The sequence below is a fragment of the Exiguobacterium sp. s138 genome (genome assembly GCF_018618775.1).
GTDB lineage: Bacteria > Bacillota > Bacilli > Exiguobacteriales > Exiguobacteriaceae > Exiguobacterium_A > Exiguobacterium_A artemiae.
Genome location: NZ_JACSMW010000002.1, coordinates 321075 through 344235 on the forward strand (window position 1 = coordinate 321075; position 23161 = coordinate 344235).

24 protein-coding genes are annotated in these 23161 nt (G+C 45.9%); 19 read left to right on the forward strand and 5 right to left on the reverse strand.

All coding sequences use genetic code 11. From position 1 onward, the window contains the following. Positions 1-279: 279 nt before the first annotated feature. A complete protein-coding gene (locus KNP91_RS05510) occupies positions 280-525 on the reverse strand; it encodes a hypothetical protein (protein WP_214764401.1) in 246 nt (81 codons plus the stop codon). A 169-nt stretch (positions 526-694) separates the two neighbouring features. Then, positions 695-988 (reverse strand): DUF1798 family protein, encoded by a 294-nt coding sequence (locus KNP91_RS05515; protein WP_214764403.1) that lies wholly within the window; start codon positions 986-988, stop codon positions 695-697. A 74-nt stretch (positions 989-1062) separates the two neighbouring features. On the opposite strand from KNP91_RS05515, the gene recU reads away from it, so the two are divergent. The 6 genes from recU to gpsB all read left to right on the forward strand — a co-directional run bounded on the left by recU (position 1063) and on the right by gpsB (position 8840). Further along, positions 1063-1677 carry a Holliday junction resolvase RecU gene (gene recU / locus KNP91_RS05520; RefSeq protein ID WP_041261972.1) on the forward strand — a complete coding sequence of 205 codons (615 nt, stop codon included), beginning with the start codon at positions 1063-1065 and terminating at the stop codon, positions 1675-1677. Positions 1678-1710: 33 nt separating this feature from the next. Further along, positions 1711-4404, forward strand: a complete 2694-nt coding sequence (locus KNP91_RS05525) for a transglycosylase domain-containing protein (RefSeq protein WP_214764408.1) — start codon at positions 1711-1713, stop codon at positions 4402-4404. A gap of 107 nt (positions 4405-4511) precedes the next feature. Continuing rightward, the gene (locus tag KNP91_RS05530) at positions 4512-6776 is read left to right on the forward strand and encodes a DEAD/DEAH box helicase (protein WP_214764419.1); all 2265 of its coding nucleotides are present in this window, start codon (positions 4512-4514) and stop codon (positions 6774-6776) included. Beyond that, positions 6773-7954, forward strand: a complete 1182-nt coding sequence (locus KNP91_RS05535; protein WP_214764426.1) for a ribonuclease H-like domain-containing protein — start codon at positions 6773-6775, stop codon at positions 7952-7954. Before KNP91_RS05530 ends, KNP91_RS05535 begins: the two co-directional genes overlap by 4 nt. Continuing rightward, complete coding sequence (locus KNP91_RS05540; protein WP_214764433.1) at positions 7951-8511, forward strand: SLOG family protein; 561 nt, start codon at positions 7951-7953, stop codon at positions 8509-8511. Before KNP91_RS05535 ends, KNP91_RS05540 begins: the two co-directional genes overlap by 4 nt. Positions 8512-8516: 5 nt before the next feature. Next, on the forward strand, positions 8517-8840 hold the full coding sequence (gene gpsB, locus KNP91_RS05545) for a cell division regulator GpsB (protein WP_214764442.1): 324 nt from the start codon (positions 8517-8519) through the stop codon (positions 8838-8840). A 75-nt stretch (positions 8841-8915) separates the two neighbouring features. Here gpsB and KNP91_RS05550 read toward each other — a convergent pair whose 3' ends face one another. Next, positions 8916-9224: a hypothetical protein gene (locus KNP91_RS05550; protein ID WP_012370631.1), complete on the reverse strand. Its 309-nt coding sequence runs from the start codon at positions 9222-9224 to the stop codon at positions 8916-8918. Positions 9225-9257: 33 nt separating this feature from the next. Beyond that, positions 9258-10832, reverse strand: a complete 1575-nt coding sequence (locus KNP91_RS05555) for an FAD-dependent monooxygenase (RefSeq protein ID WP_012370630.1) — start codon at positions 10830-10832, stop codon at positions 9258-9260. Positions 10833-10912: 80 nt separating this feature from the next. Here KNP91_RS05555 and yvfG point away from each other — a divergent pair, with 80 nt between their 5' ends. The 10 genes from yvfG (at position 10913) to KNP91_RS05605 (ending at position 19701) form a co-directional block, all read left to right on the forward strand. Then, positions 10913-11143 carry a protein YvfG gene (yvfG, locus tag KNP91_RS05560; RefSeq protein WP_233494521.1) on the forward strand — a complete coding sequence of 77 codons (231 nt, stop codon included), beginning with the start codon at positions 10913-10915 and terminating at the stop codon, positions 11141-11143. Then, positions 11140-11751: an NUDIX hydrolase gene (locus KNP91_RS05565; RefSeq protein WP_214764444.1), complete on the forward strand. Its 612-nt coding sequence runs from the start codon at positions 11140-11142 to the stop codon at positions 11749-11751. The genes yvfG and KNP91_RS05565 overlap by 4 nt, the downstream gene beginning before the upstream one ends. Before the next feature lie 60 nt (positions 11752-11811). After that, on the forward strand, positions 11812-12018 hold the full coding sequence (locus tag KNP91_RS05570; protein ID WP_012370627.1) for a hypothetical protein: 207 nt from the start codon (positions 11812-11814) through the stop codon (positions 12016-12018). Positions 12019-12162: 144 nt separating this feature from the next. After that, positions 12163-12894 carry an ABC transporter ATP-binding protein gene (locus KNP91_RS05575; protein WP_012370626.1) on the forward strand — a complete coding sequence of 244 codons (732 nt, stop codon included), beginning with the start codon at positions 12163-12165 and terminating at the stop codon, positions 12892-12894. Beyond that, entirely contained in the window at positions 12891-14408 is a 1518-nt protein-coding gene (locus tag KNP91_RS05580) for an ABC transporter permease/substrate-binding protein (RefSeq protein WP_214764446.1), read from the forward strand. Before KNP91_RS05575 ends, KNP91_RS05580 begins: the two co-directional genes overlap by 4 nt. Further along, a complete protein-coding gene (locus KNP91_RS05585; RefSeq protein ID WP_012370624.1) occupies positions 14405-15289 on the forward strand; it encodes a diacylglycerol/lipid kinase family protein in 885 nt (294 codons plus the stop codon). The genes KNP91_RS05580 and KNP91_RS05585 overlap by 4 nt, the downstream gene beginning before the upstream one ends. 201 nt (positions 15290-15490) lie before the next feature. Next, the gene (locus KNP91_RS05590; RefSeq protein WP_214764453.1) at positions 15491-16837 is read left to right on the forward strand and encodes a sodium-dependent transporter; all 1347 of its coding nucleotides are present in this window, start codon (positions 15491-15493) and stop codon (positions 16835-16837) included. A 273-nt stretch (positions 16838-17110) separates the two neighbouring features. Beyond that, positions 17111-17857: a 5-bromo-4-chloroindolyl phosphate hydrolysis family protein gene (locus tag KNP91_RS05595; protein WP_012370622.1), complete on the forward strand. Its 747-nt coding sequence runs from the start codon at positions 17111-17113 to the stop codon at positions 17855-17857. Continuing rightward, positions 17844-19064: a toxic anion resistance protein gene (locus tag KNP91_RS05600; RefSeq protein ID WP_214764455.1), complete on the forward strand. Its 1221-nt coding sequence runs from the start codon at positions 17844-17846 to the stop codon at positions 19062-19064. Before KNP91_RS05595 ends, KNP91_RS05600 begins: the two co-directional genes overlap by 14 nt. Positions 19065-19128: 64 nt before the next feature. Continuing rightward, a complete protein-coding gene (locus KNP91_RS05605; RefSeq protein WP_214764736.1) occupies positions 19129-19701 on the forward strand; it encodes a deoxycytidylate deaminase in 573 nt (190 codons plus the stop codon). A 259-nt stretch (positions 19702-19960) separates the two neighbouring features. Here the strand turns inward: KNP91_RS05605 and KNP91_RS05610 are convergent, their stop codons facing one another. Further along, positions 19961-20443 carry a hypothetical protein gene (locus KNP91_RS05610; RefSeq protein WP_214849039.1) on the reverse strand — a complete coding sequence of 161 codons (483 nt, stop codon included), beginning with the start codon at positions 20441-20443 and terminating at the stop codon, positions 19961-19963. A gap of 147 nt (positions 20444-20590) precedes the next feature. On the opposite strand from KNP91_RS05610, the gene KNP91_RS05615 reads away from it, so the two are divergent. Genes KNP91_RS05615 through KNP91_RS05625 form a run of 3 tightly spaced genes read left to right on the forward strand, consistent with a single transcriptional unit; the run spans position 20591 to position 23140 of the window. Beyond that, a complete protein-coding gene (locus KNP91_RS05615) occupies positions 20591-21781 on the forward strand; it encodes an HD domain-containing protein (protein ID WP_214849042.1) in 1191 nt (396 codons plus the stop codon). 11 nt (positions 21782-21792) lie between these two features. Further along, complete coding sequence (locus KNP91_RS05620; RefSeq protein WP_214764479.1) at positions 21793-22752, forward strand: CobW family GTP-binding protein; 960 nt, start codon at positions 21793-21795, stop codon at positions 22750-22752. Continuing rightward, positions 22745-23140, forward strand: a complete 396-nt coding sequence (locus KNP91_RS05625; protein WP_214764487.1) for a ribonuclease HI family protein — start codon at positions 22745-22747, stop codon at positions 23138-23140. The genes KNP91_RS05620 and KNP91_RS05625 overlap by 8 nt, the downstream gene beginning before the upstream one ends. Positions 23141-23161: the final 21 nt, after the last annotated feature.

The following is a 23161-nucleotide window of genomic DNA, read 5'->3' on the forward strand; positions in this document are numbered from 1 at the left end:
ATATAAATCCATGGTTATTACATAACTTGTATACCTGAATCTTTCCAGGACGACTCTTGATGATCGGGTGGTCAGATAATCAATGTGGCCGGTAGTAGGGTTCGTTATTTTATATTCGTCATGGAGCCTGTCCTTCCTGCATGACGAAACACGTTTCTTGTTGATTTCAATCAGCGGATTTCACACGAGATAATGATTCTACAGGATAGACGATGGAAAAGAGAAAAATTTATGGGAGATTTATCATACAAAAAAGCCGTCATCTAGACGGCCCGGGTGTTACCATTCGAATCCTTCATCACTGTAAGATCCATTGGAATTGAAGAAACGTTCTTCTGTTTTACCGTTTACGGTATTCGTATAAATGACATAGACATCGAGGTGATCAAATGTATCCGCCATTTTTTTAGCCGCTTTACGAGCATCGGCCTCGTTCGTAAACGATTCCGTCTTACTTGCTTGACGATGGGTTTCTACTCCATTGTCTTCATAACCTTCTACTGACCAGACTTTTTTTGATGACATAAACAACATCCTTTCATAGCAAAGGGCATAGGTAACGCTTTGCTGTTTTTCATTATGCTTTGTTTGATTGAAATCCGTCAAATTATCATCCTGATAGTTCAAGATCCTATCAAAACATAGAATTATGAAACGTTCGAAATTTTCTATCTGAAAACAGACGTCCTCAGACTCATTGCATCAGTTGATCGATATAACGGACAGACTTGATCGTTTCATTAAAGCGTTTTAAACTGGTTTTTGGCTGGAACGCTTGGACGGACAGTTGCTTCAGCTGATCGACGGCACTCTCGACCATTGCCGGACGTAAATAGGGGCTATTTTGTGCGTTCTGTTGCCAGTCGGCAATTAAAATGTCGGCTTTTGCGACGAAGGGTACAACCTCTGCCTGAAAGTCATATTCCTGCCCATTGCGGCCAGCCTGATAAATACGTTCTATCTCTTGAAGTAACGGTTCTATTGTCATTTGTTTTTAACTACTCCTCTCGGCCGATACGATACAATCACATATCATGGTACAATAAACGCGTTAGGAGGGGAATCCTTTTGAATTACCCGAATGGTAAGAAATTTCAGAAGCCTGCTGAGCCGCATGGTCTGGCGATTCAGAAAGCCCGCACGACAGGTTCGACCTTTTCGAACCGGGGGATGAAGCTTGAAAAATTGATTAATGAAAGTAATATGTTTTATCTGACCCATAATCGGGCAATCATTCACAAGAAACCGACTCCTCTTCAAATCGTTCAAGTCGATTATCCGAAACGGTCCGCTGCAGTCGTCAAGGAAGCCTACTTCAAACAACCGTCAACGACCGATTACAATGGAGTATACCGTGGAAAATACATTGATTTCGAAGCGAAGGAAACCAACCATAAAACGTCGTTCCCGCTGAAAAACTTTCATCTCCACCAAATCGAACATATGCGCCAATGTATTGCACATGGAGGAATTTGTTTTGTCATCATTCGATTCAGTATGTATAATGTGCAATATGTGTTGTCTGCCGAGCATCTGTTCCCCTGGTGGGAGCAACTGGAAACGGGCAGAAAATCGATTCCGCTAGACGAAATCGAACGGCATGGAAAAAAACTCGAGACAGGTGCGTTTCCTGCGATTGATTATTTACCGGCAGTGGACGAGTTATATTTCACTTGAGAAACTTTACAGATTGAAGGAGAAGGATAGCGTATGGAAAGAAGTCGTGTCGCACGTCGTGAAGAAACAAAGACGTCAGCCAAGCAAACGAATCGGACAAAGCGTCCGAAAAAGAAAAAATCAGGTGGGTCCGGTGGTAAAGGTCCGCTTTGGAAAAAACTTCTATTAATCGCGACAGGATTATTTATCCTGATGCTGATAGCAGGGGGCGGATTTGCGGCCTATGCTGTTGCGACCGCACCGGAGCTTGATGAGTCGAAGTTACGGGATGCCCTGCCGCTAAAAATTTACGCGAGCAACAAAGAAGAAATTAAAAAGGGCGGGACGAGCCGGGAATATGTCTCGATTAAAGAAGTACCGGATGTCGTTAAAGACGCATTCATTTCGATTGAAGACCGGCGTTTCTACCAGCATAACGGAATCGATTTCCGACGGTTAGGCGGCGCCATCATTGCTAATATCACCGATGGTTTCGGTTCTGAAGGAGCTTCAACGATTACGCAACAGGTCATCAAACAATCATTTTTAAGTTCAGACAAGACCATTACTCGGAAAGTTCAGGAACAATGGTTGGCAATTCGTCTGGAGCGGGACTATACGAAAGAACAGATTCTTGAGATGTATTTGAATAAAAACTATTACGGTCAAGAATCTTACGGAATTCAGACAGCATCAAAAGCCTACTTCAACAAGACAGTCGATAAGCTGAACTATGCTGAAGCAGCGATGCTTGCAGGACTTCCGCAACGTCCGTCCGCATACGATCCGATTCAAGGAGATCCGAAGTTAACGAAATGGCGTCAGACGCAAGTCTTGAACGCGATGTTAACGACCGGCGTCATCACAGAAAAGCAACGAGATAAAGCAGTCGATCAACCGATTTCGAAATTGATCAATCCGGTACCAAAATCGAAAGACGACGCGGCTTACGACAGTGTCATCTTTGACATGGTGTCGCAAGAGTTAGAAGATGTTTTTGGTCTAGAAGGTAAAGATATTTACGGTCAAGGATTAAAAGTGTATACGTCGATCGATAAGCCGATGCACGATTATATGAACGAAGCAATCAAAAAAGACCAAGTCGTCCAGTTGCCGGATTACGCGGAAGCAGCAGCGACAGCGGTCAATACACAAACAGGTGAGATTTTAGGAATCGTCGACGGGAAAAAGCCCGGTACGGGTACTGCGCGACGTAACTTTGCTAAAGAACCGCATCAACCCGGTTCATCGGCAAAACCATTTTTCGCATACGGACCAGCCATTGAAAATGAGAAATGGTCGACAGCTAAAATGCTGACGGACCAGGAAACAGAAGTAAACGGTAAAAAGATCGGTAACTATTATGACGGGTACCGGGGCACCAACACGATTCGCTACTGGCTGAAGATTTCTGCTAATACGCCTGCTATCCAGACGTTCCAACAAATTGGCGGCGATACCGTCGAAAGCTTTGCCGCTAAGTCCGGATTGGGCTTAGAAAAAGATGAATCGATTTCACCGGCGTATGCGATTGGCGGGATGAAACACGGATTCAACACGACGCAAATGGCCTCTGCCTATGCGACGCTTGGTAATGGCGGAGACTACATCAAACCGCACATCATCAAAACGATTGAATACAGTGACGGCTCAAAAATCAAATCACCGGTCAAACCGAAAAAAGCCATGGAAGATTATACGGCTTACATGCTAACCGATATGTTACGTGATGTTCTGAAACCAGGCGGAACGTTCCCGAGTGCTGCCCTTGCGTTCGACGCAGCGGGTAAAACCGGAACAACCAATGCTTATAAAGATGTTTGGTTTGCCGGTTACACATCTGACGTCTCGATCAGTGTCTGGACTGGAACAACGAAGTCGGGCAACAACAACGGTGCCGGCTTAAGCGGACCGACCAACAGTACGATGGCACAAAACATCTGGAAAGATTTTGTCACGAAAACACGTGACCGGACACCTGCTCCGTTCGAACAACCGAGTTCTGTCCTCAGTATCGGTGAGGAACTTTACGTAAAAGGGACAAAAGAGCCGGTTGTCGAAAAAAAGGCAGTACCAGCTCCGACTGGCTTACAAGCATCCTACAATGAAGACTCGGAGTCTGGTGAACTGACATGGAGTTACAACGATTCGGCACTTCGGACGAACGGCTATGACAGTGTATCGTTCGAAGTATCGATGACCGATCCCGATGGAAAGCAATCGGTACTCGGTACCAGCTCAACGAACCGGATCGGAATCAATCGACTTGATCCGGGACGGACAACATTTACAGTCGTTGCGAAAGCATCCGGAGAAAAGTCCGGTCCTGTATCAACGACGGTAACTGTGGCAGACGTTGAAGCAGATCAACCGACAACGGACGAGCCGACAACGGACGAGCCGACAACAGACGAGCCGACAACAGATGAACCGACGACGGATGAACCGACGACGGACGAACCGGCAACGGACGAACCAACGACGGATGAACCAACGACGGATGAACCGTCGACGGATGAACCAACGACGGATGAACCAACAACGGACGAGCCGACGACGGATGAACCAACGACAGATGAACCAACAACGGACGAGCCGACGACGGATGAACCAACGACAGATGAACCGGCTGCAAGTGACGGAGCATCTACTCAGTCAAACCGGGGGAATTCGTCGAACGGCAATCAAGGCCGAGGACAAGATAATGCGCCTGCCGATCAACAGTCCGAATCGGAAACACAGCAATAAATGAGTCAATGGATCAGGAGAAGAAGATAAGACCGGAGAAACGGGTGTGTTTCTTCGGTCTTGCTTCTCTTTTTTTGTATAATGGAGGTCAGGAAGGAAGTGGGGCAATGGAATCCAAACAATCACTTGTCACCTATTTAGAAGAACTAAAAGCCGATCGTTCGTTTATGGAACGTGTCACATATATGAAAACGATGGAAGCGACTGCTGGACGGTATGCACCGTTTCCAAAAGAAATGCCGGAACGGTTGCGTCAAGCGCTCGAAAACAGAGGCATTACGTCATTGTACCGCCATCAGGAGTTAGCATTTCGAACCGTCCAAAGCGGTGCTTCGACGGTGATTGTAACACCGACTGCGTCAGGAAAAACCTATTGTTTTAACTTACCGATTTTATCGCATCTTTTAGCGAATCCGAATGCAAGGGCCCTGTATCTGTATCCGACGAAAGCGTTGGCCCAGGATCAAAACAGTGAATTGTTGGAACTGATTGATGAGATGGAAGCATCCATCCGTTGTTTTACCTATGACGGGGATACATCACCGACGATTCGGACAAAAGTTCGAAAAGCCGGGAATATCGTGATTACGAATCCGGATATGCTTCATTCCGGAATCCTGCCGCACCATACGAAATGGATCGAACTGTTTGAAAATCTGTCGCATATCGTCATTGACGAGCTGCATACGTATCGAGGGGTATTTGGAAGCCACGTCGCCAATGTTATCCGGCGGTTACGACGGATTTGCCGGTATTACGGCAGTGATCCGATTTTCATCATGACAAGTGCGACGATTGCCAATCCACAAGAACTGGCGGAACGGTTGACCGAAAAAAAAGTCCAATTGATTGATGACAACGGGGCTCCGACCGGCCGAAAACATTTTATCGTCTACCAACCGCCGATTGTCAATGCACAACTCGGCATACGCCGTTCGGCAACACTTGAGACGAAACAATTGGCATCACGTTTTATTAAAAAGAAGTTTCAGACGATTGTTTTTGCGAGGTCGCGTGTCCGGGTCGAAGTCTTATTAACCTATCTTCGTAGTCTCATCCGATTCGAATTAGGGCCGAAGTCGATTGAAGGCTACCGGGGCGGTTACCTGCCGAGTGAACGGCGTGATATTGAAAGACGATTGCGTAAAGGAGAAATCACGGGAATTGTTTCGACCAATGCGCTCGAGCTCGGAGTGGATATCGGGCAACTGCAGGTCTGTATCATGAACGGATACCCGGGAACGATTGCTTCGCTGTGGCAACAAGCAGGCCGGGCCGGACGCCGTCAGGATGATGCGCTCATCATTTTGGTTGCCTCATCCGGGATGCTCGATCAGTATGTTGCGGAACGTCCGGAATTGTTTCTAAATCAGTCACCGGAAGCCGCGCGACTCGATCCGGATAATCTGATCATTGCAGTCGATCATATTAAATGTGCGGCATTCGAACTGCCGTTTCGTCAGGGGGAGTCATTCGGAACACTGGAGACGGAGGACATTCTCGAGTATCTCGTCGAAGAACGTGTCTTACATCAACGTGGGGAACGGTATTACTGGATGAATGATGCGTTTCCGGCTCACGGTATTTCTTTGCGCTCGAGTGATCAGGAAAATGTCATCATCGTCGACCAAACCGAGGTTCCGAATCGGGTCATCGGCGAAATGGATACGTTCAGTGCGATGACGCTATTACACGACGAAGCCATCTATTTACATGGGGCTGACCAATACCAAGTCGAAGTACTGGATTTCGAAGAGAAAAAAGCATTCGTGCGTGCAGTCGACGTCGATTACTATACGGATGCTAATTTTTCGGTCGAACTGTCTGTTCTCGATGAGGATGACAGCTATACGAATGGAGACTTCAGTGTCGCCCGAGGGGATGTCAGTGTCCGCGGGATGGCGACGATGTTCAAGAAAATCAAGTTCGGAACACATGAAAATATCGGATCGGGTCCGATTCATCTTCCGGAAAGAGAAATTCATACGACAGGCGTCTGGTTTTCTTTACCGGAAGAAGCGTCCTCAAGCACGGAACTGGAACAAGTCATCGAAGGCGTGGCAAACAGTCTGCGTAGGGTCGCACCATTGTATTTGATGTGTGATGCAAGCGATGTCTTCGTCGTACCTCAAGTCAAAGCGACGCACACGCAAAAACCGACAATCTACCTGTATGACCGTTATCCGGGAGGGGTCGGACTTGCCGAATCCATCTACAAACAACGTGGCATCATGCTCCGGGCCGCACGGGATTCGATTGAGACCTGCCCTTGCCAGGATGGTTGTCCGGCATGTATCGGAATGATCGGCTTGGCAGATGAAAAAGAGCGGACGGTCAGAATGCTAGCTGAAATGGAGAAGGAACTATCATGAAAAATAAGTTGAGACGGATGTTGAAGACGACAGAGAATGAGCCGACAGCAAGCCCGTCAACCAATGAGGCGCAAAAGACAACAGCGGAACAAACCGCCTGGCTGGACCGAGGAGCAGACATTCTTACGTTTGAAGACGAATGGATTGTCCGGTTGGACCACCGGTATGCTCTTGAGGAAAAACATGGACACCGGTCATATGCGGAAGTATTTGAATCGTTGCAGTTGCCGCATCCGCCGCTTGCACTTGATGTCCCGCTCGAACAAGTCATTTTTTTTGATACGGAGACGACCGGCTTAAAAGGAACGGGAACAACGATTTTTTTACTGGGATTCGCCCGTTTTGAAAAAGGTCAGCTGCTGATGCGGCAGTATTTTTTACCGCACCCGCATTATGAAGCAGCACTTTATCATCATTTCCTGCATGATATCGGAGAAGATGTCCGTTTCATCACGTATAACGGAAAAAGTTTTGATTGGCCGCAGATTAAGACCCGGCACGTCTTCGTCCGGGAACGTGTTCCCCGTTTGCCGAAAGTCGGCCACCTGGATTTACTGCATGTCTGCCGACGGATGTTCAAAGGATTGTACGATTCATTCCGTTTGACGGCGATGGAAGAACGGATTGGATTTGAACGTACCGATGATTTGCCCGGATTTCTTGCGCCGATGCATTATTTTCAATATGTCGAACACCAGAATCCGGCAATCATGGAAGGGGTGCTTGAACACCATCTGCATGACTGTCTGACTTTGGTGAGTTTGTATGACGAATGCAACCGGCTCGTGACCCATCGTCAGGAAGCACCGTCACGTGTACGTGAGAACATCGGCATCTGGTTAGCCGATTTAGGTATTCATGAACAATCGGCGGAGCATTTCGGACAGGCGGACGAATTGACGGCCGAAGGTTGGTTGCGTCAAGGGCGGTTGTATAAAAAACTGCAGCAACACGAAAAAGCCAATACTTGTTTTGAAAAAAGTGATACCTATGAAGGATTCATCGAACTGGCAAAATGGGCCGAGCACATTGCCAAACAACCATCCGTTGCTTATGATTATACTGAACGAGCCAAACGTCTATTAGAAAATCGACAGTTGTTAGCTTCGCGGCGAGAACGATTATTTGCCGAGCTAAATCATCGGAGCTTACGCCTGCAAAGGAAGTGTCGCGAATGAACGTCGTCGCAGTAACCGGATATAAACCGACAGAACTCGGGATCTTTGATCAAAAACACCCGGGAATCAACATCCTGAAAGCCGCCTACCGGGAACGGATGATCCGCCTGATTGAAGACATGGGAACAACCTGGTTCATCACCAGCGCTGCACCGGGATGTGAACTTTGGGCGTGTGAAGTCGTTTTGGAACTCAAACACGACTATCCGGAAATCCGTTTAGGTATCCTGCTTCCTTTTTTGGAACAAGAGTCAAAATGGAAAGAGCCGGTTCAAGCCCAGTATCTGGCCGTGCTGAATCAAGCGGATTTCGTGGATGCCATCAGTCAAAAACCGTATGAAAATCCATCCCAGTTCCGAAATAAAACGGAGTTCATGATTCAAAAAAGTCAAGGATTGTTATCTGTTTATGATGAAGAGCACGGCGGATCTGCCAAGTATTTAGTGGAACGTGCTAAACTAGAGATGGAACGTTCGGATTATCAATTGTTTCTGATTACGCAAGATGATTTAGCGATGATGGAGCAAGATCAGAACTACAATGAACAGTGGGAGTGAAGCATATGTATAAGCCGTTATTGACAGCAGATGATATTTACAAAAAAGAGTTCAAAACCGGATTACGTGGATATGTGATTGAAGACGTCGATGGTTATCTCGATCAAGTCATCAAGGATTATGAAGGATTCGAACGAGAAATCGAGCGGTTGACAAGAGAATTGGCAGAGGCGAAATCTTCATCATCTTCTATCGGTTTCAAACGGGATGAGCGGCGATCAGAACCAGAAGTGACAGCGCCACCTTCGAATTCGTCAAATTACGATATGTTACGCCGAATTTCTAATCTTGAAAAAGCAGTTTTCGGACGTCCTCATCAAGAAGATTAATCTTGTCTTACTTAAAAAACACGTCACTATGTAATAAAACACGGAATCTCCGGACGGAGATCCCGTGTTTTTGTGTTACGTCCGATGCAGAATCACTTCGGCTTCGGGCAACTCTTCTTTTAAGACATACAGCGCCACCCGATCGTCTAAATCTTTACTGAAGCGACGGAACAAAAATGAGGTTTTGACGCCTCGTTCCATCCGGACATGAAGTCCTGCTTGTTCGAGCCGATCGTGATCGCGTGCCAACCGTTCTCCTTTTTCACCAAACTCTTCGCCGAGCAAGACCCAACGTAAGGATTCTTTTGTACGTCGTGTAACGATGAAGAGAAAGCATAAAACAAGTACAACAATCAATAGAATTCGAATCGTGTTAAAGTCCATATAAAAACCTCACCTCATCTTTATCATACGTCCTTAACGGGCATAAAGTAAACGTTCAAGATAACGTGAGAAGGATTGAATCTTTAAACCCTGCTGGCGGTAAGCAATGTATCCGTCCGGGCGAATCAAATACAGGCCGGCTTGTTTAATCCCAAACTTTCGTGCCAGTTCGCCGCCCTGATCGACGACGCCGTCATCTTTCAGTTCCTGGTGAATCGAAACGGTTTCGAACAGGTCCGGATACGAATAGGCCAATTCTTTAAACGGCAACAGTGTCTGTTCACCGGCTTCACGCGGCAGGAACAGCAGGAGCAGGAAGTTACGATCTGCCCGTCGCAACAACAGTTCATTTTTTTTCGTGCGCGGATTGACAACTTCACTGTACGGCATCGGTTCTCCCGGACGCGGCGTCAAAAGCGGGAAATTGCCTTGTGTGACAAACAACCGCGATGATTGATAATTACTGTTGAGTTGTGCAATCCGGTTCGTGACGTAATGGTGTAACGGTGTAATCTTTAAACTGTTTCGAATGACTTTTTCCTGAAGCGGCAATAAGAAGGGAACATTGATCTGTAACAGCTCAGTCGCAAGGTTCGTAGAACGTAAAATACCGCGCGCTGCTTCGCGTCGCTCGACGCTGTACGAATCAAGTAACGGGAAACTGGCTTTAAACCGGTGGACGCACCACAGTTTCCAGGCTAAATTCATCGCATCGGCAATGCCGGTGTTCATTCCTTGTCCGCCAACCGGTGAATTGATATGCGCGGCGTCACCAATCAAATAGATCCGGTGGTGTCCAAACTTCTCGATGATTCGATTATGAACGCGGAACATGGAATACCAATGGACTTTCTTTAAAGTGAACGGCACCTTCGCCCGATTTTTTAAGAAGTCTTCGATAGCGGAATGGTCGGTCGGAACGGTACCATTCGTTAAATTACCGGTAATTCGGAAAAGATTCGACTGTAGCGGGAAGGATTCGATGACACCGTGATCAGAGAAGAAAATATGCACTTCTTCCGATGACAACGGCCAATCGACTTCAATGTCGGCCAGTGCCCAGGATTCTTTAAAAGATTTCCCGCTGAACGGGAGTCCGAGTTCACGCCGGACAAAGCTGTTGGCCCCATCTGCCCCGATGATGAAGGAAGCATCGACCGTTTCCGTGACATCATGTTTTCGAATCGATGCGGTGACGAATGTCGGAAATTGTGCGAAGCCGGTCAACTCAGTTTCACGTTCGACCGTATGACCGTCTTCTTTTAGACGTGTCTCAAGAATTCGTTCTGTTTCACTTTGCGGCAACAAGGTGACGAAAGGAAACGGTGTATTTAAATCCGTAAAGTCAAGTTTTGCCTGCCAGGCACCATTGACATATAAGTTACCTTGATTGATTTTAATGGCGTTCTCCATTAAGGCATCGGCTACACCAAGACGTGCGAACAACTCGAGTGATCGTGCCTGAATACCGATGGCTTTTGAAACGACAGATGGACCGCTTGCGCGTTCAATGATCCGAAACGTCAGTCCGTAACGCGATAAGGCAAGCGCTAATGTCAAGCCGGTCGGTCCGGCACCAATAATCAATACATCTATTTTTTTCTTCACGGATAGCCCCCCTTATTTTACTTCTTAGCCGAAACTCGCTACCATTAAACTATCGACTGGACGGCAAACCGTCTGAAAGGATGAGAGCAGTGAACGAGCAATTATTTACGACAGAACGTCTGATGAGTAACTTCAGAGAATACATGCAACAAAATGAAGCGTACATGACAAAAATCCAAGCATTAAACGCCTATTACAAGGTCGTCGCCGGATCGATTCTGGCGGATCGTATCGCCAAAAATGCCGATTTGATCGTTCGGATGCGTCATCTCGAAGAAGCGTATCAGAAAGTGGCGCAGGAAACACGATGAAAGAAATTCGATTACATGACGTCAAACGCGTGTTTGCGTCTTCTACGGAACAGCTTCCTAAAAATGCCGCAGCCGTTTTACTCCCACTAGTAGAGCGGGACGGGGAAGTGCATCTCTTATTCCAAGTACGGGCGAAGACGTTGCGTTCGCAACCGGGAGAAATTGCATTTCCCGGCGGTCGGATTGATCCCGGAGAACAGCCGAGAGCAGCGGCAGTGCGGGAAACAACGGAAGAATTGAATATTCGCGAAACTGAAATTGAAATCATCGGAACATTGGAACCGCTCGTCACGCCCAATCGTTCCATCATCTATCCGTATCTCGGCATCCTGACAGCGGAGGATATTCAGCCGTCGCCGATGGAAGTCGACCATATCTTTTATGTGGCGCTTGCCGACTTGCTTGCAGCAGAACCGATTCAAGGTGAAATGGAGTGGCGGATTCGTCCCGGTAAAACCGTTCCAACGGATCGTCTGGCGAACCGGGATGCATATGTCGACCGGACATATAAAACAGTCGAACATTTTTACGAACATGAAGAGTATTTGATTTGGGGACTGACTGCGAAGATTTTACGGCAGATGTTACGTACCTTGACGCAATACTAGCTTTTTCACAGGTTCTTTTATATGATTAAGACTATCTGAACGTGTCAGGAGATGAAGAAGATGGAAGAAGAAGAGTTATTTGATTATATCGTCGGTGATATGGTAAAAACAAAAGAAGGTTGGGTGGCGGAAGTCACGGCTGTATTAACAAATACGGTAGTAGGCGATCTCTCGCATACAAAAAACTTCGAATCTCTTGGGTTTGAATTTGAGAAACAAGTTTTAATCAAATCAGAGATTGAATTATTAGAGCGTAAGACAAAATAAACAGTAAACCGGACAGAATCTTCTGCCGGTTTTTTTGTGTCTTCCAATCGTGTAAAGCAGGTTTCAGAACGGTTAAATCAGGGAAATTTTACAAAGATAATAAAGAATAGACTTGACTACATTAAGGTGCTGGAGGGATCGTACGTGATTGAATTTAAAGCAGTTGGAAAAACATATCCAGATGGAACTAAAGCGGTCCGCGATTTAAACTTTACAGTCGATCAGGGGGAAATCTTTTGTCTGATCGGTCCGTCCGGTTGCGGGAAAACGACGACGATGAAAATGGTCAATCGATTGATTGATCATACGGAAGGGCAAATTTGGATCAACGGTCAACCGATCATGTCAATCAATGAACACGAGTTGCGTCGTCAAATTGGTTACGTCCTTCAGCAAATCGCCTTATTTCCGCATATGACGATTGAAGAAAACGTAAGTGTCGTTCCGCATTTATTGAAGTGGGACAAAAAGAAGGTCGAAGAACGTGTCCATAACCTCTTCCAGTTAACCGGTTTAAATGAGAATTTAAGAAAAAAATATCCGGGGGAACTTTCGGGCGGCCAGCAACAGCGGGTGGGTGTCATGCGGGCTTTGGCGGCAGAACAAGACGTCATCTTAATGGATGAACCGTTCTCAGCCCTTGATCCGATTTCAAGAGACCAATTACAAAACGATTTGTTGCGCTTAAACGCAGAACTCGGGAAAACCATTTTATTCGTCACCCATGACATGAATGAAGCGTTAAAGCTCGGCAGCCGGATCTGTTTAATGAATGACGGCGAGATTGTTTTGATTGGGACAAAAGAAGAGATTTTGGCCAGCAAAGATGAATTTGTTCAAGAATTCATGGGTCAAGTCAGGGGGACTGTCCAATGACAGGATTGTTTGAGACGTACCAAGACCGAAAGACGGAATTGTTGCAGGCGTTGATTGAACATATTCAACTGTCTGTTTTATCACTGGTGATTGCCTGTGTGATTGCCATTCCCCTCGGTATCTATCTGTCGCGCCACAAAAAGTTCAGTGAATGGTCGATCGGGGTCACTTCAGTCATCCAAACGATTCCTTCACTCGCGTTACTCGGTCTGATGATTCCGCTCGTCGGCATCGGGACAGTCCCATCCGTCATCGCTCTTGTTTTATATGCCCTTCTTCCAATCGTCCGAAATACGTATACGGGCTTAGCGGAAGTAGACCCTTCACTGAAGGAAGCAGCGCGGGCTTGCGGGATGACACCGATGCAGAGTTTGATGAAAGTTGAGCTTCCGCTTGCCTTGCCGGTCATGATGGCCGGGATTCGGACGGCGATGGTTCTGATTATCGGGACGGCTACGATTGCCGCCTTGATTGGAGCCGGCGGACTTGGTTCGATCATCCTGCTTGGGATTGACCGCAATGACAATTATTTGTTATTACTCGGTGCGATTCCTGCCGCCTTGCTCGCTCTTTTGTTTGACGGATTGTTAAGACAGACAGAAGTCGCGACTAAAAAACGTCAAACCGGTCGACTTGTGGTCGCTCTAGCCTTGATTGCAGCATTAATCATTACACCATTCGCCCTCGGAAGGACGGAACAACCGGATCTGGTCGTTGCCGGTAAATTAGGGGTCGAACCAGAAATTCTAATGAATATGTATAAACTGGTCATTGAAGATCAGACGGATTTGAACGTTCAAGTCAAACCGAACTTCGGGAAGACGACATTCGTCTATAAAGCCTTACAGTCCGGTGATATTGATTTGTATCCGGAATTCACGGGCACAGTGCTTGCCAGTCTGACGAACGAAAAGCCGGTCTCGAATGATAAACAAGCTGTTTTTGAGCAGGCACGCGATGGTCTTGCTAAACAAAAGCTGGCACTGTTGCCTCCGATGAACTATAACAACACCTATGCTGTCGCCGTTCCGAAAAAGGTGGCAGACCAATATCAATTAAAGACGATTTCCGATTTACAGCAAGTAGCGGATCAATTAAAAGCCGGATTTACATTAGAGTTTAAAGATCGGCAAGACGGCTATAAAGGAATTCAAGAAAAATACGGTGTCAATTTCAAAGAAGTGGTGACGATGGAACCGAAACTACGTTATAAAGCCGTCCAGTCGGGTGATATTCAAGTCATCGATGCGTATTCGACCGATCCGGAAATCGCCAAATATAACATGGTTGTGTTAGAGGATGATCAGCAACTATTCCCGCCTTATGAGGGGGCTCCTCTTCTTCGACAAGAGACGTTAGACGAATATCCGGAAGTCGAACAGGCATTAAAGCAGTTGGATGGAAAAATTTCCGACAGCGAGATGTCAAAAATGAATGAAGCGGTCGCTTATGGCGGGAAAACAGCCAATCAAGTCGCACGCGACTATTTACAGAAAGAAGGAATTCTGAAATGAGATTGCTATTGATCAGTAACCCGACGGCCGGGTCCAACCGCGCCGGACTTTTACAGGATGTGATTGATCCGTTGGCAGCGATGTTTGACGAAATCGTCATTCGGCAAACTGCCAAAGTCCTTGATGCCTTACATTTTGCAGAAGAAGCGGACGGTTTTGATGCCCTCGTCGTCATCGGCGGGGACGGGACTGTTTTTGAAGTCATCAATGGAATCGCGAAACTTGAGACCCGTCCGGTTCTCGGTATCATTCCGGGTGGTACGTGTAACGACTTTGCCCGGACGCTCGGATTACCAATGGTGCCACGGTTAGCTGCCGGAATGATTGCGACCCAGCAAATCGTCGAAGTCGATCTCGGGCAGGTCAATGATACGTACTTCTTGAACTTCCTTGGTTTAGGTCTGATTGCGGAAGCTTCCATCGGAATTGATACAGAAGAAAAAGCCCGTCTCGGTAAGATGGGATATTATCTCTCAACGATTCGATCCAGTATGGAGGCAGAACCGTTTTCTTACGAGCTCAAGTTAGCGGAAGGTCAAAAAATGACGGGAGAAGCCGTGCTGATTTTAGCTGCGAACGGGGAATCACTGGGTGGCATCGGAACCAATCTGTCAGAAGGCGCTTATAACGACGGAAAACTTGATCTTGTCATCGTTGATGAAGTGAACTTGACGACAATCCGCGATGTCATCTTACAAAAAATAGGTCTGGCGACAGAACCGTCGTTTACACATATTTTGACAAGCGGCTTCACGTTAAAAACCGACTCTCCGAAAGTCATTGATACGGATGGAGAAAAAGCGATGCATTCGCCGATCGAAGTCAAAGTATTACCAGAGTTTTTGAAGATGTACAGTGGACGGATTGATGCATTAACATGAAACGAATCATCAATTAAATAAAGTGTTTTCGGATCGAAGTTCCTCATACGGACTTCGATTTTTTTTAGGATGAAACATCGTTAATTCAGTACGAATATGCGGTTATGCTTTGACGCTTTAAAGAAAATGTTTGATAAAGGATGACTTCCTGGATGAACTTTTGTACAATGGAAAAGTATTTTTGAAAAGGAGGGTGAGCACATGAAGGGAAATGCATGGGCTTCAAAGATTGGATTTATTTTGGCGGCAGCTGGATCAGCGATCGGGCTGGGCGCAATTTGGAAGTTCCCATACACAACGGGAACAAACGGAGGCGGGGCATTTTTATTATTATTTTTGGCCTTTACGCTTTTGCTCGGATTACCGGTATTGATTGCCGAATTCTTAATCGGGCGGACGAGTGGCAAAACCGCCTTACGAGCTTTTTCAGAGCTTGGTCATAAAAAATATACGTTTATTGGTTGGCTCGGTGTTATCGCGTGTTTTCTGTTGCTCTCATTTTACAGTGTCATCGGCGGTTGGGTTCTCATCTATATCGTGCTAGGGTTTTCCGGAAATTTAACGTCGATGAATGGGGCGGACTTGGGTGAATTATTTGCGACAGTCTCCGGTTCGCCCGGTTATGCCATTACAGGACAGTTAATTTTTCTGATCATTACGTGTGTGATTGTCTTACGCGGAGTGCAGGCCGGTATTGAAAAAATGAGTAAAATCATGATGCCTTTACTTTTCCTCTGTTTCATCGTTCTTGTCGTTCGTTCGTTGACACTCGAAGGAGCAGGCGCGGGAGTCCGCTTCTTCATCGAACCTGACTTCTCGGCCCTGAACCGGACATCGGTCCTTAGTGCGTTAGGGCAAGCGTTCTTTTCTTTATCGTTAGGCGTATCAGCGATGCTGACTTATGCTTCGTACATGAAGGAACGGGGACAAATCAATCGTTCCGCGATCTGGATCGTGTCGTTGAATGTGGTCGTCTCCTTGCTTGCAGGATTCGCCATTTTCCCGGCTGTTTTCGCATCCGGTCTCGATCCGGCGGAAGGCCCTTCGTTATTGTTCATCGTCTTGCCGACGGTGTTTAGTCAAATCCAATTCGGATCGTTGTTCTTGGTCCTGTTTTTCCTCTTGTTCGCATTCGCATCGATTACTTCATCTATTGCGATGCTTGAAGTGGTGGTGTCCGCTATTACGGACCGGAAAGAAACCGCGACGTTCCGGGATAAAAAACGAAATACGATCATTGCCACGATATTAATCGGGGTAATCGGTATTCCATCCGCTCTTTCATTTGGTATGGCAGCTGACATCACATGGATGGATAAAACGGTTTTTGACTGGATGGACTTTACCGTTTCCAATCTCCTGATGCCGATTGGTGCCTTGTTGATTTCATTTTTTGCCGGATTTAAATTGGATCGCGCTCTAGTCGAACAAGAACTTGTCACAAGTCCGCTGATGAAACGGATTCTTCCGTTTTGGCGTTTCAGTATTTGTTATTTAAGTCCGCTCGCCATTTTGATTATCTTGATTTGGCCGCTGTTTGGTTCTTAAGAAAAAAATAGTGACAAGTCTAGTTAAAAGCCCGTCTGCAATGTTTTGCGGACGGACTTTTTTTGTTGCCGGTATGATGGCAGAAATCAAACTTGAGACGGATGTCACGCTCGATAGATTATGGTGAAATAAGAAATAGAGAGGACTAACATTTCTCTAAAACGGGAAACTTTTTGTTATATGATGCGTAATGGTAAGATATAAGTAACAAATAATTAAAGTGCAGACAGTGAAGACAGAATAGAAGAAACAATCAAAAGGGGTGGTGATGAGGTGAAGTCTTCTACATGGTGGATCTTTGGTTCCATCGGTCTGATGTTCGTATTTCTTCAAGTGGCGGATGCCTTGAATTTTTCCGGCATTTTTATTGCACTGGGTCTCTGGTTCATTTGGAGCGGTTATCGTGCAAAACCGGGAAAACGGTATCGGACTGAACGGAAATCAACGGAATTAAAACGAAAAAATGTGAAAAAGAAACTGTTGCTTGATGATGAAGATGAGTTTGTCGGAAGTGTCATCTTAAAACCGGAACAAGCAACGCGAAGGTTCGATGAAACGGATGATTTAGAGCTTCAGGTCTTACAGCGGACGGTCGAAGAAGGATTTGCTAAACTTCAATCCTTCGATAAAATCATTCCGGCGATCCGGGATAGTGAAGTCCGCTCTGAAATGCGGATTGTTTCCCGGGAAGCCCATGTCCTGTTTGAAGAATTGTTCACGGCGCCGCGTGAAGTCAAAAAAGTCCGTGATTTCTTTACATTTTATCTGGATTCGCTGCTCTCGATTTCAGAAAAGTTTGCGGATCTCGAACGGCGAGGAGCGCAAGTTCAACTTGACACACGGGAACAGTTGCAATCCAATCTGAAACTGATCGCCGAGAAGTTAAAACAACAGCAATCGTTGTTGTTAGAAGGCGATACAGTAGACTTAGAACGTGAATTGTTAACGATTGAAAAGGTTTTGGCACAAGAGTCAGAACAACGAAAACAGGAGGAGAGTTATAAACATGACCCATTCTGATAACAACAGTTGGCAACAATGGCCGGAAGAAGAATCAACGACACAACCGACAATTTCGGATCCGTCCGTTGACTTGAACCTTGCGGAAGCGACATCCCGTCCGGCTGCACCGGTCCGGCCGGTCGAAGACATGATCCCGAGTGACGTTCCGGCAGAACAACGCCAAAAAATTGAACGGTTGCTCCAAGTCATCGATTTAAACAAATCAGATGCCGTCATGCAGTACGGGGCACCGGTTCAACGCGAATTGTCACAGTTTTCAGATCAAGTGTTGAGTGAAGTGAAAATGAAAGACGGCGGCGATGCCGGCAAACTTTTGTCGGATTTAATGCAACGGGTCCGTCAGATGGATCCGGATACATTACAGGAAAAGAAAAGTTTCTGGTCCAATGTTCCGGTCATCGGCCGGGCGAAGAAAAAAGCAGAGACGTACTTTTTACAGTACGAAAAAATGAGTGCTTACCTGGAAGAAGTCGTTCATAATCTGGATCGTTCAAAATTCGGTTTGATGAAGGATATCACGCTGCTTGATCAGATGTATCAAAAAAATAAACGGTACTTCGAAGAACTGAACCTCTACATCGCTGCAGGGGAAACAAAGATTAAACATGTCAGAGAACATGAAATCGAACCGTTACGTATGGAAGTCGAACGGTCACAGGATCAGACGCGGATACAGGAACTCAATGACATGATTCAGCTCGCTGATCGATTTGAAAAGAAAATCCATGACTTAAAACTGTCACGGACAATTAGTTTACAAATGGCTCCACAAATTCGTGTCATTCAACAAAACAATCAGATTTTAGCGGAGAAGATTGAATCAGCGGTCGTCAATACGATTCCACTTTGGAAAAACCAAGTCGTTCTCTCGCTCAGTCTGTCGCGGCAAAAAACAGCCCTGCAGATGCAAAAAGACGTCACGAATACGACGAATCAATTGTTGGAACAAAATTCACGACTGCTCAAAGATTCATCGATCGAAATTGCAGAAGAAAACGAAAAAGGAATCGTGTCTGTTGAGTCCTTGAAAGTGGCGCACCAAAACCTGATCGAAACGTTGGATGAAACGCTTCGCATTCAACAGGACGGAAAACAAAAACGTCGTGATGCGGAACACGAGCTTGAACGAATGGAAAATGAATTGAAGCAAAAAGTCATGGAAGTGGCTTCAAAAAATCGCGAATTACCAAACCGCCCTTACTAAGGAACACATTTATGTGTTCCTTAGTGGTTTTTTTAAAATAGTTATTCAGGGGGAAAACGTTATGATGAAAAAACAACATCAATGGGATACGACCTGGCTTTTGTTTGCACGGATGATGGCGGATCGCCATTCAAAGTGTGCGTCAAAGTCCGTTGCTTGTGTCATCGTCAAAGATGAGAAACCGATATCGATTGGAATCAATGGAACACCGAGTCAGCACGTGAATTGTAATGAAATCTATTTAAAGCAGGACAACATCCTGTATAAAGCAGAATCTGAAGGAAAGACCGATGCCTTGTCAATCGTACATAACGGTCAAGTATTTTACCGCTGTAACAACCAAGAAGAACACCACGAATGGTCGAAGATGAACGAGATTCATGCTGAAATCAATGCACTCGGAAAACTTGCGGCCGACTCGACGAGCGCCCGCCATGCGACAGCCTATGTGACACACAGTCCCTGTCATGCCTGCAGCTTAGCCTTGATCGCCTCGAAGATCGATCGTGTCGTCTATTCAACAGGCTACGAATACGGGGATGGTTTGACACTGATGCGTCAAAGCGGGATCGAAGTTCTTCATCGTCCGTTAACAGAAGAATATTTTCTTGAAAGAATTTTCGATAAAGACTTGTAAACGCTTCCATTGCATTGTATTATGAAATTAAGCATTGCCATGGTAATTATTCACTCTTCCATTCGGGATAACTTCAGACGAAGTTATCCCACTTTTTTTTGAAAAATAAATTGACATATTTCCAATATTCTGCAATGATGTATATAGAATATGACGAAGCGGAATGCCGCATTTTCATTAGAAATGTCCATCAAGGAGCTGGAATGCCAGGTCGTTGAAAAAAAGTCCTGACTCATTTGAGTCAGGACTTTTTGTATGCTTAATGCAGGATGGCCCAGGAAGTTTGAAGGCGCTCAGCTCGAACACGTGCTTTTTTCGCCGTCGCGCCGGCTAACACGGTCATCAAACGTTGACAGAGAATGTCGGGTTGTGTTTGATGAAGAAACAGTTGCTGGATGAACCGTGAGAAAACGACATCGTTCGTTGCAAGTTGCCGTTTTAATGTCTCATGGGACATGCGATCGATTTCTACCGTATCAAAGCCGGCACCCGGATTAAATGACGAGACAATCAACAGCTTAACAGGGGTTGCTTCAAGTGATAAACCAAGTGCCTCCACTTGTCGGCATGCTAAGATCATTTCTTGATCAATGAGTTGATGTAATAAACAAGGATTTTTCAGAGCAAGCGGATCATAAACCGAAACGGCTTGACGAAGCTGTTCACGAGTGACAATAGTTTGTTCCGGCTCCAGTTCTGAAGCTTGAACGGTGTCATAACAAGTCGATAATGAAAAAATCATCCGGTAATCCTCCTTATCATGGATAATTTGTCTTCACTTGTCATTTTAAATCATAAATGAAGCGCTTACAATGAATGTTTTAGCATATGCAGGAATCAGGAAGATTTGTTATCATGAGAGGCAGAGTAAATGAGAGGAGTGTTGACGATGATTCGATTATTTAAAGCGATTCCCGAGCTTGAATTGCCGGTTTACAGCGGAGAAGATTATCCGGTCGACGGAACTGAGAAGACGACCGGCTTTCTGATCTCGAACCATGTTCCTGGAGAACAGGTGGAAGAAACCTTGCTTGTCGCATCAGCTGAAATTAAAACAAGTCAGACAGATCGTGAATGGTTACAGTTCACCTTCAACTCTCCAAGTGGTTCCTGCAAAGGGAAACAATGGTTGAACCAGGGAACAGCAGAAGAGGCGATGCGTCCGTATCTTGAAACCGGAATCGTTCATGTCTCGGCCAAGGTAGATGAATATCCCGTTGATTCCGGAAACAAATCTTTAACGGTCCAGACGGTGAAAGCTGTGCACGATCAATCGGGTACCGCCTATTTACCGCAAATGCCAGCAGGTGAATCCGCACAAGACTACCGTGATCAATTGATCGGATTGATTGAAAAAATGGAGGCACCGCTCCGGCAAGTCGCACATCGGGTGGTATCCGCCTATTGGGACGATTTTTCGACTCGTCCGGCAGCCTTGTATCATCATCATGCCTATATCGGTGGATTGTTAAAGCATACGGCGTGTATGATGACGATTGGTTTTGGCATCTGTCAATCGGAACGGCCCGATTTGACGCTGTTACAATGTATTCAGGAAGCCGAAGCGGATCACAAAAATGATTTATTCCAAGCAGGTGAACGGGACATGCGCCAATTTGCCTGGGACGACAGCTTTGATGCGTTGTATCAGTCTGCACGTTCGATTGCCCTGTTAAACGAACGACCGCATCAGGATGAATTACTGTTGGGTATTTTATTGCACGATATCGGAAAAATCTTTGAATATACCCACCTTGGGGCAAGCGGTGACCGTTTTTCCCGTTTGGTCCAAACGGAACCGACCGATGAAAAATTATCCGGGATTGCTCTAGATCCGAACGGTGTGTTGGTTGGTCATATGCCGTACGGTTGTTTTGTCCTGGAACAAGCACTACAAGCAGAAGCTGTCCGGCTTCCGGTTGATCAGTATCACCGGTTGATGCATATGATTTTATCCCATCATGGTAAAAAAGAGTGGGGCTCAAGCGTTACCCCGCAGACAACGGACGCCTGGTATTTGCACGCCATCGATTTACTCGATGCGCGAAAAGAAAAATGGCGCCAGTCGCAGTTAACATAAGGAGTGAACCTATGTCTGAACGTATTCAAACGACCCTCGTCACCGGCTTTTTAGGCGCAGGGAAAACGACATTATTAAACCGGATTGTTTCGAATCCGATTGAAAAAGTAGCACTACTCGTCAACGAAGTCGGTGCGGTAAACATTGATGAAGCCTTGATCGAGCGAAGTGACGAAGAAGTCATCGAACTGACGAACGGTTGCATTTGCTGCTCCATTCGCGGGGACTTACGGGAGGCGTTACTTCGGATTGCGAAAAAAAGACGGCATGGTGAAATGATTTTTGATCGTTTGATTGTGGAAACGACAGGGATTGCCGATCCGGGCCCAATCCTACAGACGTTCTATTTTGAACCGGTAGTCGAACAGCAGTATCAAATATCAAGTGTCATTACGGTCGTCGATGCTTATCAACTGGAGCGGCAGTTAACATTTGAAGAAAACGTCCGCCAAATCGGATTTGCTGATACTTTGTTGCTGAACAAAACCGATTTGATTTCGGTGAATGATGTGACGGTTGCCATTAAACGTTTATCCGAACTGAATCCAACGGCATTAATTTTGCCGACGGTCGAGTCTGACACGCCGATCGAACAGTTATTTGAAACGTTCCATTTTCCGAAACAGGAAGAAGAACGGTTGGCCCAACAAACGGATGGTTTGCAGAAGGCGGCTGATTCCTTTACCGCGTTAACGATTACAGAACCAGTCCCGTTGCATCGGCAACGTTTCGGTGCTGTCCTGCGAGAAATTCTTGAGGCGTATGCGGAAGATTTATACCGTTATAAAGGTATTCTTCATTTCTCGGATACGGATCGGAAGACCATTTTACAAGGAACGGGCATGATTTACGGAACGGCAACACGCGGTGAATTTGAAGGACCTAAACAAACAACGCTGGTCTTCATCGGAAAAAATCTAGATGAACAAGCGATTCGAAAAGGTGTAAAGGCGGCGAGAGAACATGGTTGAGTTGTATTTTGACGGAGCGGTCCGTCCCTCAAATGATGATGCGGCAGTCGGTATTTTCTGCAAAAACTCAGAAGGTCAGGTTATTGAACGGACATTTCGGATTACGGCTGAAAATAATCACGAAGCTGAATTCCAGGCATTTTTAAAAGCGGTCGAATTAGCCGAAGAATTAGTCACGCAAGGAGAAAGTGTGTTTTCTTTCCGGACGGATTCGGAAGCTGTTTCGTTGGCAGTCGAACGCGAGTTTGCCAAAAATAAGCGGATTCAGATTTATTTTGATCCGGCATTCGAACGGTTTTCCCGTTTACCGCTGGCATTCGTCAAATGGATTCCACGGTCGGAAAATAAAGCCGATCGAGTGGCAAAAGATGCTTTAAATGAACATTAATCAAAAAAACTGACCGGATCG